This window comes from Streptomyces sp. NBC_00028, assembly GCF_045041065.1.
Lineage (GTDB): Bacteria > Actinomycetota > Actinomycetes > Streptomycetales > Streptomycetaceae > Streptomyces.
This window is the reverse complement of sequence record NZ_CP108293.1, coordinates 7,558,071-7,571,452: the sequence shown is the minus strand read 5'-3', so window position 1 is coordinate 7,571,452 and position 13,382 is coordinate 7,558,071. Positions and strand designations below refer to the sequence as shown.

14 protein-coding genes are annotated in these 13,382 nt (G+C 71.4%); 4 read left to right on the top strand and 10 right to left on the bottom strand.

Annotated features, from left to right (window positions below; all coding sequences use genetic code 11):
* Positions 1-61: 61 nt before the first annotated feature.
* Positions 62-1,489 carry a hypothetical protein gene (locus OG885_RS34105; protein WP_405738072.1) on the bottom strand — a complete coding sequence of 476 codons (1,428 nt, stop codon included), beginning with the start codon at positions 1,487-1,489 and terminating at the stop codon, positions 62-64.
* A gap of 297 nt (positions 1,490-1,786) precedes the next feature.
* Here OG885_RS34105 and OG885_RS34100 point away from each other — a divergent pair, with 297 nt between their 5' ends.
* Positions 1,787-3,616: an endonuclease/exonuclease/phosphatase family protein gene (locus OG885_RS34100; RefSeq protein ID WP_405738071.1), complete on the top strand. Its 1,830-nt coding sequence runs from the start codon at positions 1,787-1,789 to the stop codon at positions 3,614-3,616.
* Between the two features lie 57 nt (positions 3,617-3,673).
* Here the strand turns inward: OG885_RS34100 and OG885_RS34095 are convergent, their stop codons facing one another.
* The 5 genes from OG885_RS34095 to OG885_RS34075 all read right to left on the bottom strand — a co-directional run bounded on the left by OG885_RS34095 (position 3,674) and on the right by OG885_RS34075 (position 6,237).
* Entirely contained in the window at positions 3,674-4,375 is a 702-nt protein-coding gene (locus tag OG885_RS34095; RefSeq protein ID WP_405738070.1) for an antibiotic biosynthesis monooxygenase, read from the bottom strand.
* Between the two features lie 72 nt (positions 4,376-4,447).
* Positions 4,448-4,948, bottom strand: a complete 501-nt coding sequence (locus tag OG885_RS34090; protein ID WP_405738069.1) for a DUF3618 domain-containing protein — start codon at positions 4,946-4,948, stop codon at positions 4,448-4,450.
* Complete coding sequence (locus OG885_RS34085; protein ID WP_405738068.1) at positions 4,945-5,355, bottom strand: phage holin family protein; 411 nt, start codon at positions 5,353-5,355, stop codon at positions 4,945-4,947. The genes OG885_RS34090 and OG885_RS34085 overlap by 4 nt, the downstream gene beginning before the upstream one ends.
* 52 nt (positions 5,356-5,407) lie before the next feature.
* Complete coding sequence (locus tag OG885_RS34080) at positions 5,408-6,103, bottom strand: hypothetical protein (RefSeq protein WP_405738067.1); 696 nt, start codon at positions 6,101-6,103, stop codon at positions 5,408-5,410.
* The gene (locus tag OG885_RS34075; RefSeq protein ID WP_405738066.1) at positions 6,100-6,237 is read right to left on the bottom strand and encodes a hypothetical protein; all 138 of its coding nucleotides are present in this window, start codon (positions 6,235-6,237) and stop codon (positions 6,100-6,102) included. Before OG885_RS34075 ends, OG885_RS34080 begins: the two co-directional genes overlap by 4 nt.
* Before the next feature lie 179 nt (positions 6,238-6,416).
* Here OG885_RS34075 and dapA point away from each other — a divergent pair, with 179 nt between their 5' ends.
* Positions 6,417-7,313, top strand: coding sequence for a 4-hydroxy-tetrahydrodipicolinate synthase (gene dapA / locus OG885_RS34070; RefSeq protein WP_405738065.1), 897 nt, complete (start codon positions 6,417-6,419; stop codon positions 7,311-7,313).
* 1 nt (position 7,314) lies between these two features.
* Here dapA and OG885_RS34065 read toward each other — a convergent pair whose 3' ends face one another.
* Both OG885_RS34065 and OG885_RS34060 read right to left on the bottom strand, forming a co-directional pair.
* Positions 7,315-8,535 carry a WD40 repeat domain-containing protein gene (locus OG885_RS34065; RefSeq protein ID WP_405738064.1) on the bottom strand — a complete coding sequence of 407 codons (1,221 nt, stop codon included), beginning with the start codon at positions 8,533-8,535 and terminating at the stop codon, positions 7,315-7,317.
* Positions 8,532-9,080, bottom strand: a complete 549-nt coding sequence (locus tag OG885_RS34060; protein WP_405742999.1) for a SigE family RNA polymerase sigma factor — start codon at positions 9,078-9,080, stop codon at positions 8,532-8,534. Before OG885_RS34060 ends, OG885_RS34065 begins: the two co-directional genes overlap by 4 nt.
* Before the next feature lie 165 nt (positions 9,081-9,245).
* Between OG885_RS34060 and OG885_RS34055 the strand changes: the two genes are divergently transcribed.
* A complete protein-coding gene (locus OG885_RS34055) occupies positions 9,246-9,740 on the top strand; it encodes a hypothetical protein (protein WP_405738063.1) in 495 nt (164 codons plus the stop codon).
* Between the two features lie 32 nt (positions 9,741-9,772).
* Entirely contained in the window at positions 9,773-10,693 is a 921-nt protein-coding gene (locus OG885_RS34050; RefSeq protein ID WP_405738062.1) for a DUF4231 domain-containing protein, read from the top strand.
* A gap of 86 nt (positions 10,694-10,779) precedes the next feature.
* Here OG885_RS34050 and dapD read toward each other — a convergent pair whose 3' ends face one another.
* On the bottom strand, positions 10,780-11,769 hold the full coding sequence (gene dapD, locus OG885_RS34045; protein WP_405738061.1) for a 2,3,4,5-tetrahydropyridine-2,6-dicarboxylate N-succinyltransferase: 990 nt from the start codon (positions 11,767-11,769) through the stop codon (positions 10,780-10,782).
* 346 nt (positions 11,770-12,115) lie between these two features.
* The gene (locus OG885_RS34040; RefSeq protein WP_405738060.1) at positions 12,116-13,372 is read right to left on the bottom strand and encodes an MFS transporter; all 1,257 of its coding nucleotides are present in this window, start codon (positions 13,370-13,372) and stop codon (positions 12,116-12,118) included.
* Positions 13,373-13,382 lie beyond the last annotated feature (10 nt).

Below are 13,382 nucleotides of genomic sequence, written 5' to 3'. Positions count from 1 at the left end.
GCTTCCATGAATCCGTACGTCGGCCAGGACGCCGCTCCCGCCACGGCACCGCGCCTGCGACTCAACCGCCTTGCTGGGAGCGGGCCTTGAAGGCCGCCTTGCGTGCTTCCTTCGCGATCTTCTTGTCCGGGTGCAGCCGCCCCATGGCCTCCAGCACATCGGCGGTGGCGGGGTGGTCCACCCGCCACGCGGCGGCGAAGAACCCGCTGTGCTGCTGTGCGAGCCCCTCCACGAGCCCGGTCAGCTCCTCGGAGTTGCCCTCGGCGGCGAGCTGGGCCGCGACGGTGTCGACGGTCAGCCAGAAGATCATCGCCTCCGACGGCGGCGGTACGTCGGCGGCGCCGCGCTCGGTGAGCCAGACGCGGGCGAGTCCGCCGAGCTCAGGGTCGTCGAGGACGGCCCGCAGCGCCGGTTCGGCCTCCGCGCCGACGAGGGAGAGCGCCTGCTGGCAGCGCAGTCGGCGCAGCGGCGCGCCCGCGTCGCCGCCCCGGCTGGCGGCCAGCAACTCCCGGGCGGCGGCGAGGGGTTCACGCCGGTCGAGCCACTGCTCGGTCTCGGCCTGCGCGGCCCCGGGCGGGAAGGTGGAGGTGCCGTCGAGGAGGGCGTCCGCACCCTTGTCGGCGAGGTCCCCGACGGCGGGCGCCGTGAAGCCGGCCTCCAGGAGCCGCGCCCGCAGTCCGTAGAGGCCGAGCGGGGTGAGCCGGACCATGCCGTAGCGGGAGACGTCGGTGTCGTCGACCGGCGCGGCGGGCTCGTCGTCGGCGTCGGCCATGAGCGCCTCGTCGACGGGCTGGTACTCGACGAGGCCGACCGGTTCGAGCAGCCGGAACTGGTCGTCGAGGCGCATCATCGCGTCGGAGACCTGTTCGAGGACGTCGTTGGTGGGCTCCCCCATGTCGTTGGGCACGATCATGGACGCGGCGAGCGCGGGGAGCGGCACGGGGCGGTCGCCGGGGCCCTCGTCGTTGAGGGTCAGCAGATACAGGTTGCCGAGCACTCCGTCGAGGAAGTCGGCCTCGGCGTCCGGGTCCCAGTCGAGCGTGGAGAAGTCGATCTGACCCCCCTCGTCCATGGCCTCCACCAGGTCGTCGAGGTCGGGCACGCTCGCGTCGGCGAGCACCGTCTCCAGCGCCGTCTGCCACACCCCGAGCACATCCTGCGGGGCGCCGCCGGTGAGCAGGGCGAGTTCCTCGCCGGCCGCGACGGTGCCCTCGTTCTCGTCGACGATCTCCACGAGCCCGGTGTCGACGGCGACCCGCCAGGCCTCGCTCGCCCAGGCGGCCGCGTCGTCCCCGGTGAGTCCGAGGAGTTCGGCGGCGGCGGGAAGCTGCTCCTCGGCGAGCCCGCCACCTGCGTCGACGCGGGTGTCGGGAGACGCCCAGCGGGCGAGCCGGGCGGCCCGGGAGAGCAACGGCGTGGACAGCGCGTCCCGCGCCAGCTCCGCTTCGGGGTGCAGCCGCGCCGGCGGCAGGGGGGAGCTGTCTGACATCGGCTGCTTCTCCTAGACATCGCGTCTTACCACTCAGCCGCTCAGCCTAGACGGATTTGGCCCCATGCCGCCCGGTTCATCTCCCCGCCGGCCCCCGTACATGGCCGAAACCTTGACAAGTGACCTGATCGCGAAGGAGATTACGCGCGTAGAAGTTCACTGCACACCTGTTCACCGCCCTGACACCTGTGCACGGTACTTTCTACGCGCGTCGCCTCCGCCCCACCGGTCGCGGCTCCCACCGTTCCACGCTCCACCCTCGTCCCGGCGCTCAAGAACGTCCCCGGAGGGATCCCGTTGCCGAGCAAGTCTTCCGCGCGCCTCGCCGCGCTCACCGTCGCCGCCGTGTGCTCCGCCGCGTCCACGGTCGTCCTGACCTCTCCCGCGCACGCGGACTCCGTGCGCGTCCACGACATCCAGGGCACGACCCGGATATCCCCGTACGCCGGCCAGAAGGTGGCGGACGTCTCCGGCATCGTCACCGGCATCCGTACGTACGGCTCGTCCAAGGGCTTCTGGATCCAGGACCCGAACGCGGACGACAACCCGGCCACCAGTGAGGGCGTCTTCGTCTTCACCAGCTCCACCCCGAAGGGCGTCGCCGTCGGCGACCTCGTCACGGTCTCGGGCACGGTCTCGGAGTACGTCCCCGGCGGCGCCACCTCCGGCAACCAGTCGATCACCGAGATCACCAAGCCGACCACCACGGTCGTCTCCAGCGGCAACGCCGTCCCCGCCGCCGTCGTCGTCGACGCCAGGTCGGTGCCGGCCGCCTACGCTCCGGTCGGCGACACCGCCGCGGGCAACTCGATCAACGGCCTGACCCTGGAGCCGTCGAAGTACGCCCTGGACTACTACGAGTCCCTGGAGGGCGAGAACGTCCAGGTCGCCGACACCCGCGTGGTCGGCGCCAGCGACCCGTACACCGAGCTGTGGGTGACGGTGAAGCCGCGCGAGAACGCCAACCGCCGCGGTGGCACGGTCTACGGCTCCTACGACGCCCAGAACACCGGCCGTCTCCAGATCCAGTCGCTCGGCGCGACCTCCGCCTTCCCGGTGGCGAACGTCGGTGACGTGCTTCAGGGCGCGACCGAAGGACCGCTGGACTACAACCAGTTCGGCGGCTACACCCTCGTCGCCAACACGATCGGCACGCTCAAGAGCGGCGGCACCGAGCGCGAGACGACCCAGAAGCAGAAGCGCGGCGAGCTCGCGGTCGCGACGTACAACGTCGAGAACCTCGACCCGTCCGACGGCACCTTCGCCGCGCACGCCGCCGCGATCGTGAACAACCTCCAGTCGCCCGACATCGTGTCCCTGGAGGAGATCCAGGACAACAACGGCGCGACCAACGACGGCACGGTCGCCGCCGACCAGACGGTCCAGAAGCTGATCGACGCGATCGCGGCCGCGGGCGGCCCGACGTACGACTGGCGTTCCATCGACCCGGCCAACGGCACCGACGGCGGTGAGCCGGGCGGCAACATCCGCCAGGTGTTCCTGTTCAACCCGGAGCGGGTCTCCTTCACCGACCGCGCGGGCGGCGACGCCACCACGGCCGTCGGTGTGACGAAGGAGCACGGCAAGGCGGCCCTGACGGTCAGCCCCGGTCGCATCGACCCGACGAACGCGGCCTGGGCGTCCAGCCGCAAGCCGCTGGTCGGCGAGTTCGTCTTCCGTGGCCGCACGGTCTTCGTGATCGCCAACCACTTCAACTCCAAGGGCGGCGACTACGGCCTGACCTCGGCGACCCAGCCGGTGCCGCGCAGCTCGGAGGTCCAGCGCCACCAGCAGGCCACCCTGGTCAACGCCTTCGTCAAGGACGTCCTGGACACCCAGAAGAACGCGGACGTCGTCGCCCTCGGCGACATCAACGACTACGAGTTCTCCGACACCGCCAAGATCCTCGAGACCGACGGCGCCCTGTGGTCGGCGATCAAGTCGCTGCCGAAGAGCGAGCGTTACTCGTACGTCTACCAGGGCAACGCCCAGGTCCTGGACCAGATCCTGGTCTCCCCGTCGATCCGGCGCGGCTGCGACTTCGAGTACGACAGCGTGCACGTCAACTCGGAGTTCAACGACCAGATCAGCGACCACGACCCGCAGGTCCTGCGCTTCAAGCCGTAGTCGCACGGCACTCCAACAGGCCCGGCCGGACCGCGAGTTCGGCCGGGCCTTGCTGTGCTACCCGGGCAGCAGCCCGAGCACGTGCTCGTACCGGCTGACCGTACTGCCCTTCACCCCGGGGAACTCCTGGACCCGCTTCCACAGTTCGGTCGCCGAGCCGACGCCGTCGCCGGGGGCGGCGAGGGCGTCGATGTGGGCCTGGGCGGTCTCCCACTCGGCGTAGTTGAGGACGCGGATGCCGTCGGTGCTGAGGTGGAAGTGGGCGCCGATGCCGCCGGGGTGCGGGTTCGGCTCGCTCTCCAGGGCCTCGAGGACGGCGTCGACCCAGGCGCGCTGCCGCTCCGGGTCGGGGCTCTCGAACTCCACCTCGACGATCACGACGCATCCCGGCACCCGGGTGTCACCGTCCTGGGTCGCGCTGCGATAGCGCCGGTAGCGGTCGAGCCGGACCCGCTCGATGCCCGGTACGGCGGTGTCGACCTCGTCGACGCGCTCCTGCCGGTGGGTCTTCACGAAGGCCTCGTACGCCGGCTCGTCCGCCCACTGCGAGTGGTGCAGGAGGGTGGAGCCGTCGTGTCCGGCGTAGACGTGGTAGCCGAGCAGTCCGGTGGCGGGCCAGTCCCGGCGCTCCCAGGTCCGCGCGATCGTCGCCGCCGCCTCCCGCTGCCGCTCGGGGGTGCCGACGCGCCAGGTGCTGAAGAAGGGCGCGCCGACGCGGGGGTCGGTCAGGTCGGGGTGGTCGTCGGTACGACGGGTCATGTCGGGCTCCGCTGTTCGAGTGCCGATGCGTGTACCGACGACCCTCCAACCTCAACCAAACTTCAGGTCAAGTCACTTCTTCGGGTACCGCCACGTCACCACGGCCACCGCGGCCACCGCCGCGCCGATGACCAGCACGGGGCGCGGATGCCGGATCGCCGCCTGGACGACGGACCGGGCGGGCTGGGGGACGCTGTGTTCGGCCCTTCGCTGGAGTTCGTGCCCGGTCTTCGCGGCCCTGCCCTGCGCCTGGTGGCCGGTCCTGGTCGCCGTGTCCTGGACCTTGTGGCCCGCCTGCACGGCCTTGTCGTGCATGGTGTGACCGGCCTGGGTGGCCCGGTCGTGCGCCGTGTGGCCGGCCTGCGCCGCGGTGCTGCGCAGTTGCACGGTCATCGCGCCGGCCTTGTCCCGCAGATCGGCCGCCCGAGCTCGCGCTCGGCCCTTCACGTCCATCTTTCCTGCCAACTCCTCCACTGTGTCGCCGAGTTGGCTGCGGGTCTGTTCGATCTGCTCCCGCAGTTCCTCGGGGCCCTTGGCTCCGCGGCCCACGCCCGGCGTCCCCTTGTCGGTCATCGGTGTGCCCTTTCCTTGATCTCCTCGACGTCGGCCCTGACGCTGCCGAGGGTCTCCTCGGGCGTGGGGGGTGCGGCGCGGCGGAGCTGGGTGCGGCCCTTCGCGGCCAGCAGGGCGGCGAGGGCGAACAGCACGGCCGTCACGATGAGCGCCGCGGCCCAGACGGGCAGCGTCAGCGAGAGTGCGGCGGTGGCCGTGCCGGCGAGGGCGAGCAGCCCGGCGTAGGCGATCGCTCCGGCGGCGCCGAGCATTCCGCCGCCGCGCCCGGCCCGCCGCCCCTTCTCGGCGAGCTCCTCCTTGGCGAGGGCCACTTCCTGCCGCACGAGCTGGGAGAGCTGCTCGGTGGCCTGGCCGACGAGCTCGCCGACGGAGTGCTGGGCTTGCCCGGGCTCCTGGGTCTGGGTCACGGTGTCCGCCTCCTCTCGGTTCGGACCGTCCGGGTACCCGGACCCGCACCCGCTACCCCTGCGAACCCGCCTCCGGGCCCCGCTCCCCCAGCCGCGCCAGCTGCGTCTGGAACCAGTCGAGCCGGGCCTGCAACAGAGCGGCCTCGGCCGTGAGTTCGCGGACACCGAGATCGGCTGTGGCGGCCACCTCGGCATCGGTCGCCGCCTCGCTCCCCCGGCCCGCCACCACGCGCAGCCCCTCTCCCGCGAGCCGTGCGAACGAGGCGAGCGAGACGGACGTACGTCCGCGCAGACAGCCCGCGCAGGACGGGGCGAGGGCGCGCCAGCCGGGTCTGCCCCAGCCGGCGTCGGCCAGGGCGGAGGCGACCGCGCCGCAGGTACAGGGGCCGACGGTGGCGGTGCGGACGCGCTGGCGGGCGTAGCGGAAGCCGAGTTCGAAGCGGAGGTAGCGGCCGAGGACGGTCACCTCCAGCAGGGCGGCCGCCCGGTGCTCGGCGGTGCACAGCAGGGCCTCGGCGGTCGTCCGGTCGTGCACACAGTGGAAGCCGCAGTCGCAGCGGCGGTGCGGTGCCTGGTGCCGCAGGCCGTAGACGCAGGACGCGTCGGCGAGGACGCCGTAGGGCAGCGCGCCGCCGAGCGACACACCGGTGAACCCGGCCCGGGTGCCGTCGTGGGACAGCACCGGGTGGGCGATCTTGTATCCGGTCGGCGGCTCCGTCGGGCGTTCCTCCGGAAGCCGGAGCCTCATCGGGCGGCCGGGACCTCTTCGGGCGCCGTCAGTTCCTCGGTGATCTCTTCGGGGAGCCGGAGTTCGGGTTCTTCGTCGTGGGCCTGCGGCCGCTCCGTCGCGACTCCGGTGGCGAGTGCCTTGCCGAGCTTCATGACGCCTCCCATGACCAGGGGTCGATACCTGGGGTCGATGACCGTCCTGACCATGGTGACCCATGAGGGGCCGATTTGGACATAGGGCCTACTCCGACCCCCACCTCTCAGCATTGCTTACCAATACATCGTAGAAGAATTAAGTGGAGCTTCACGATGACTGTGCCGAGACTACTCCCATGACGTACTCCGGCTCCTCCGCCCCGCCCTTCGGCCGCGCCCTCTGCGCGATGATCACGCCCTTCACCGAGGGCGGCGTCCTCGACCTGGACGGCGCACAGCGGCTCGCCGAGCGGCTGGTGGCGGACGGCTGCGACGGTCTGGTCCTGTCAGGGACGACAGGCGAGTCGCCGACCACGTCGGACGCCGAGAAGGCCGACCTCGTCCGGGCGGTCCAGGAAGCGGTGGGCACCCGGGCGTCGATCCTCACCGGCATCGGCACCTTCGACACCCGGCACACCGCCGAACTCGCCCTGGAGGCGGAGAAGGCGGGCGCGGACGGGGTGCTGCTGGTCAGCCCCTACTACAGCAGGCCCCCGCAGGACGCGCTGGAGGCGCACTTCCGCCAGATCGCGGACTCCTCGGGCCTGCCGATCACCCTCTACGACATCCCGGGCCGCACCGGCACCCGCATCGAGCCCGAGACCCTCCTCCGGCTCGCCGAACACCCGAGGATCGTCGCGGTCAAGGACTGCTCCTACGACTTCCTCGCCGCCCAGAAGGTCATCGCCCGCACGGAGTTGGCGTACTACGCGGGCTGCGACGAGCACAACCTCGCGCTGTACGCGGTGGGCGGGGCGGGATACATCAGCACGGTGGCGAATGTCGCCCCGGCCGAACTGCGCGCCGTCCTCGACGCGTTCGACGCCGGCGACACCGCGGAGGCGGCCCGCCGCCAGCAACAGGCCACGCCCCTCATCGAGTTGATGATGTCGGCGGGCCTGCCCGGCACGGTCACGGCGAAGGCGCTGCTGAACGAGCTGGGCCTGCCGGCCGGCCCGGTGCGCGCACCGCTGCTGCCCGCCGACCGGGAGACGGTCGACGGGCTGCTCGCGGCGTACCGAGCGCTTCGCTGAATCAGCGCCGCACGAAGACCGGTTCCCAGGCCAGCCGCTGGGGGCCGTCGTCCGGATCGCGCTCGCCGCTCAGCGGTACGACCTTGTCGCTGCCGATCGTGACGAGGACCAGGTGGTCCTTGTAGCCCGCGTTCTTGAGAGGTGTGGTGCGTTCCCAGGCGATGAGGCGGTGGTCGTCGACCCAGGCGAGGAGCTGGGCGCCGCGCACCTTGGTGATCTCCTTGCCGGTGAGGGGGTTCTGGATCGAGGAGTAGGACTTGCCGGGGAGCTTCTTGCCCATGTTGACCTCTTTGGTCAGACCGAGGGCGGCCAGCTCACCGTTCGGGGAGATCCGGGCCGGGACGTCCCAGCGCAGGTGCTTCTCCTTCGCGGGTGCGGCGATCTTCTTGCCGGAGAGGTCGTAGAACTCCTCCATGCCGTCCTTGCCGCCGACGACCTGGGTGTACAGCGCCTTGTCGTCGTCGGTGAAGGCGAAGTCCGCGCGGCTCGGGACATCACGGCCGGCCTTGACCTGCCACCAGGCTCCGCCGCCGTTCACCAGGTCCCAGACGAGGTATCCGGTCCGGGACGTGTCGCCTTCCACCAGCGCCGGGTCCACGCCGCTGTCGCCGTTCCTGACCATGACCCGCACGTCGGGGTGCTCGTCGTACGTCGTGGCGACCAGCTTGGTCCCGTCGTGGGAGAAGGAGAGCCCGCCGACTCCCACGTCGAGCGGGATCCACTGCCTGATCTCCCCCGTCGTGAGGTCGAGCAGCCCGATCCGGTGGGCGGGCAGGGACCGTTCGAGGACGGCGGCGGTCTTCGCGCCGGGTGCGACGGCGACGTAGGACCATCGGGTGTCCTTCTTGTACCGCCCGGTCCGGGGATCAAGGAGCCGGTACGTCCGTTGGGCGATCCACCCGTCCTTGACCCTCGTCCGGGTGTCGGTGGTGTAGTAGGCGGCGAGCACCGTGTTCCCGACCGAGATCGTCCGCTGCGGCAGCGACCCCTCCTGGCGGCCCGTGGTCCCGCTCGGGCGTTCGTCGCCCCCGCCGGAGACCAGTTGCGGTACCGCCACCGAGACGGCGACCACGGCCGCGGTGGCCGCCGCGACGGACGCCCAGGTACGTGCCCGTCGGCGTCGGCGCACGGCCAGCACCCGGTCGGCGAAACCCGGTCCCGGCGGCGGCTGTTCACCGGCCAGGTCGCGCAGGGAGTCACGTACGAGATCCTCGACGTTCACGGACGTACCTCCACGGGTGCGAAGTCACGGGACGGCCGGCTCGGGGTGTTCAGGGCGGCCAGTTCGGGGGCGAGGGTGCGCAGACGCGCGAGCGAGCGATGGGTGGTGGACCGTACGGTGCCCACCGAGCAGCCCAGGATGCGGGCCACGTCCGCCTCGGGCAGATCCTCGAAGTAGCGCAGCAAGAGGACCGTGCGCTGGCGTGCCGTGAGCCGCGCGAGCGCGCCCCGCATCACCAGGCGCACCTCTGCGGCCGACGAGTCGTCCCCGCCGGTGCGGTCCTCCGGTGGCTCGGCGACGCTGAGTTCGCGTCTTGGCCACTTCAGCCGCCAGCGGCTGATCTGCTGCCGGTAGAGGATCTGCCGTACGTATGCCTCGGGTTCGTCGATGCGGTGCCAGCGGCCGGCCGCCTTGATCAGCGCGTTCTGCAGCAGGTCCTCGGCGGTGTGCCGGTCGCCGCCGCTGAGCAGCACGGCCGTCTTCAGCAGCGCGGACGACCGGTGCTCCACGAACTCCCGGAAGCTGTCCTGCGCCTCGGCATCCATCGTCACCTTCTCTTCCCCGGGGAGGTTCCCCGGGGCCCGTCCCCGGAGCGGACCCGGTGTCCGCCCCCCTCTGCCCCTTGTGACGCGCGCGGCCGCGTCCCGCTATGCCTGCCGCGCACAGAAATTCTCAGCGCCCGCTCCCCTTCCCTGCCGTACGGTGATCCGGTGAGCCGCCCTCTCCTCTTCCTCGACGTCGACGGCCCCCTGAACCCGTACGCGGCGCAGGCCGAGCGCCGCCCCGAGGGTTACACGACGATCCGGGTGGCCCTGCGTCCGGGCCGCCCCCTACGGGTGTGGCTGAACCCGTCGCACGGCCCGGCCCTTCTCTCCCTCCCCTACGACCTGTGCTGGGCGACCACGTGGATGGACGCGGCCAACCGCTGGATCGCCCCCGTCGTCGGCCTCCCCGAGCTCCCCTACGTCGACTTCGGCGACCGCCTGCTCACCCACCGGCCCGACGGGGTGCACTGGAAGACGGAGGCGATCGTGGCGTACGCCGAGGGCCGGCCCTTCGCCTGGGTCGACGACGAACAGAGCGCCGCCGACGAGGAGTTCGTCGCCGAGCATCATCCCGGCCCCGCCCTGCTGCACCACGTCGACCCGCGAATCGGCCTGCGGGAGAAGGACTTCGCGATGTTGCGGAACGCTACGCTGACCTGAACGCGCCCCCAGCACAGAGCAGGATGCACTTGATGCTGTCGCAAAGTCCCCTCGAAGAGCGCGATCTTCCCGGGGTTTTCGAGTCGGCGGACGCCATCTCCAAGGAGGGCCAGCGCGATTACCTCAAGTGGACCCGCGGGCGGCTTCAACTCGCCCTGGCCGCAGCCCTGTTCGGCGGTATCGCGGCCACGGTCGACAACCACGGCAGAGTGGAGAAGACGGCGGCGGCTCTGGCGCTCACCGCCTTCATCGCCGCGCTGCTCACCGAGGTCCATCTACTGCGGGACAAACCTGAGGAACGCTGGTACAACGGCCGGGCGCTGGCCGAGTCCGTCAAGACGCTGGCGTGGCGCTACATGGCGGGTGCGGCACCCTTCCCGCCCTCGCTCTCGGACGACGAGGCCCGGGACGTCCTGCTCACCCGCATCCACGACCTGACGACGGAGGCGAACCTCCCCGGCCTGACGTTCGGCCAGGCCCAGGTCACCGACCGGATGCGGGAGGTACGGGCGCTGGACTTCGCGGACCGGAAGTCCGCCTATCTGGCGCTGCGGGTCGCGGACCAGGAGGGCTGGTACAACGCCAAGGCCCGGCTCAACAAACAGAACTCCGGGAAATGGCGCAGCATCCTGATCCTCTTCGAGGTCCTCGGCGTCGCCACGAGCACCGTCAGCCTGCTGGACCTCGCCGACGTCGACGCCAGCAGCGTGGTCGCCGCCGCCATCGCCGCGGCGGGTGCGTGGCTGGAGGTCAAGCAGTACGACAACCTGTCCTCCGCCTACTCCCTCACGGCCACGGAACTCGGCTTCGTCCGCATGACCGGCGAGAACGTCACGACCGAGGCCGACTGGTCCCGGTACGTCGTCTCCGCGGAGCAAGCGATCAGCCGGGAGCACACGATGTGGCTGGCGCGGCGGCTGGGGATGCGGGCGGTGCGGATGAACTCGGAGTGAGGGTGCCCTCCCGGTTGAGGTCCACCGGGAAGGCACTGTCTCTCACGCTCCGCTGATCAGTTGTGGCTCATCTAGTTGTGGCTGATCTAGTTGTGGCTGTGCAGGATCTCGTTCAAACCGCCCCACACCGCGTTGTTCGGGCGGGCCTCGACCGTGCCGGTGACCGAGTTGCGGCGGAAGAGGATGTTGGAGGCGCCGGAGAGCTCACGGGCCTTGACGATCTGCCCGTCGGGCATGGTGACGCGGGTGCCGGCGGTGACGTACAGCCCCGCCTCGACCACGCACTCGTCGCCGAGCGCGATGCCCACGCCCGCCTCGGCGCCGATGAGGCAGCGCTCGCCGATGGAGATGATGACGTTGCCGCCGCCGGAGAGGGTGCCCATGGTGGAGGCGCCGCCACCGATGTCGGAGCCGTCGCCGACGATGACACCGGCGGAGATACGGCCCTCGACCATGGAGGTGCCGAGGGTGCCGGCGTTGAAGTTGACGAAGCCCTCGTGCATGACGGTGGTGCCCTCGGCCAGGTGCGCACCGAGACGGACGCGGTCGGCGTCGGCGATCCGGACGCCCTTGGGGGCGACGTAGTCCGTCATCCGCGGGAACTTGTCGATGGACGTGACCTGGAGGTGCAGGCCCTCGGCGCGGGCGTTGAGGCGCACCTTCTCGATGTCGTCGACGGCGACGGGGCCGAGGGAGGTCCAGGCGACGTTGGCGAGGAAGCCGAACATGCCCTCCAGGCTCTGGCCGTGCGGCTTGACGAGCCGGTGGGAGAGGAGGTGGAGCCGCAGGTAGACGTCATGGGCGTCGAGCGGCTTGGCGTCGAGCGAGGAGATGACCGTACGAACCGCGACGACCTCGACGCCACGCCGCGCGTCCGCGCCGATCGCCTTGGCGGCACCCGCGCCGAGCGCCTCGACGGCCTGCTCGGCGCTGAGCCGCTCGGTACCGGAGGGGCCGGCCTCTTCCTTCAGCTCGGGCGCGGGGAACCAGGTGTCGAGAACGGTGCCATCAGCGGCGATGGTGGCAAGCCCGGCGGCCACGGCGCCGGTCGTACGAGGAGCAGTCGTGTCGGTCATGAGGGCAACCTAACCACCCGAAGCCCACGGAGGCTAACCAGCGGGTCTCACGTCTCAGGTGGCGAGCCGCGGGCGGTTGCGTCGTGGGTCGGGGCCGCGCCGGGGGGTGTCCGTCCTCGGAACGGCGCGAAATAGGTCCTCTACAAGGGGCACCCGTGCTGACGCGCCAACCGCTGCGGGCGGACACCCCCCGACACGACCCCTCACCGCCGTACGCGGCTGCGGGCCCGTCCTACGCCCAGGGGCGCGCTTCGTACGCCGGTGCAGGTCGTGCCGCCCAGGGGCGCGGGGAACTGCGCGACCAGCCCCCACGCACCCGCACCCGCCGACGCACCACAGCGCCCCTTCAGGGCCGGCGGGGGTCCAGGGGGCGGAGCCCCTTGGGCGGGGTCGAAGGGGCGGCAGCCCCTGGGGATGGGAACGGGTAGGGGCGGCGGGGGCGAGGAAAGGCGTCGGACAGCAGCACGACCACCCCAGCCACCACCCCCAACCCCGCACAGACCGGCCACACCACCCCCGGAGCCACCTCGTACAACCCCCCACCCAACGGCGCCGCCAACACCACCCCACTGATCGACGCCCCGGCGTACAACGACTGAAACCGCCCCTGCACATGCTCCGGCGCCTGATCCGCGACATACGCCGTAGCCGTCGTCTTGTACAGCGCCTCCCCCACCGTCAGCAACGCCATCATCACGACCGCACTACCGACCCCCACCCCCACCAACAACACCCCGTACCCCGCCCCCACCAACACCAGCCCCACCCCGACCACCCGCAACGGCGACCGCTTCCGCAGCACCACCGCGACCGGCACCTCAAGACACAGCAGAATCCCCCCGTTGACGGCGAGCAGCGTCCCGTACACCCGCGCGTCCATCCCGTGATCCGCGAGGAAGACAGGAAACGTCGAGTACTGCTGCCGGTACACGACATCGACGACGACGATCGCCGGCAGCAGCACCAGCACCGCCGGCCGCGCCCGCAGCGCAGCCCAGACGCCCCCACCCTCCCCACCCCGGCCCCGCCCCCGCGAAACCCCCCGCGCCGCCGGCACCACCCGAGCCGTCCAGCACGCCAGCCCCACACTCCCGAGCCCTTCCCCCACATACAGCCAGTCGTACGAGAACCTGGTCGCGACCAGCGCCCCGAGCACCGGCCCCACCGTGAACCCCCCGTTCGCCGCGGCCCGCATCACGGCGAACGCCTGCCGCCGCACCCCCTCCGGCACGATGACCGCGACCAGCGCGGACTGCGCGGCCCGCTGCACCCCCGCCGCGTACTGCGCGAGCGGCAGCACCCCGTACAACGCCGCCGTCGGCAGCAGCGGCACCGCACCCAGCAGCAGCCCCGATCCCACGGCCGCCGTCAGCAGCACCCGGCGATGCCCGAACCGGTCCCCGTACCAGCCGCCGGTGAAGTTCCCCGCGACCAGCCCCACGCCCCCGACCCCGACGAGCACCCCGGCCGCGCCCGCCCCCAGCCCCCGCGGACCGGTGGCGTACAGGAAGACGAAGGCGAAGCCGACACTCACGACCATGTTCACGAACGTGCCGCAGGCCAGCAGCCAGACCGCCCGTGGCACCTCTCGCAGTGCGCGCACCACGCCCCCC